Genomic DNA, 476 nt, shown 5'->3' on the forward strand with positions numbered 1-476 from the left:
TAATAAAAGAATTAGGGTTCGGCGCAAACGGCATTGTTTATCTTGCCGAGAGCAACCGGCAATATGTGGCATTAAAGCTTAGTGACAATGGCGTGTCCATCATATCCGAGATGAACATTCTTAAAGCCTTTTCCAAGGTCCAGGGATCCGTCCTCGGGCCTTCTTTTTTGGAAGCGGATGATTTTGTGAAAAACGGCAAAACTATGCCATTTTATGTAATGGAGTATATTAAAGGGGAAGGGTATCTTCCATTCATTCAAAAAAAGGGGCCTGAATGGACCGGTGTTTTAATGCTTCAATTGTTATCAAGTTTGTCTGTTTTACATAAACAAGGGTGGATTTTTGGGGATTTAAAGCCGGAAAATTTGATCGTGACTCTTCCTGCCTATAAAGTGCGCTGTATAGATGTCGGTGGAACCACTTCAATTGGAAGGTCTGTAAAAGAGTTTACTGAATTTTTTGACAGGGGATATTGG

General features: G+C 40.8%; 1 protein-coding gene. It reads left to right on the forward strand.

Annotated elements, in window-relative coordinates; translation table 11 throughout:
• Positions 1-476: serine/threonine protein kinase PrkT (gene prkT, locus AC2JF9_RS08770; RefSeq protein ID WP_500726994.1), on the forward strand; the 476-nt coding region annotated here is incomplete at both ends.

It is taken from the genome of Lactobacillus sp. C449L, from assembly GCF_059900815.1.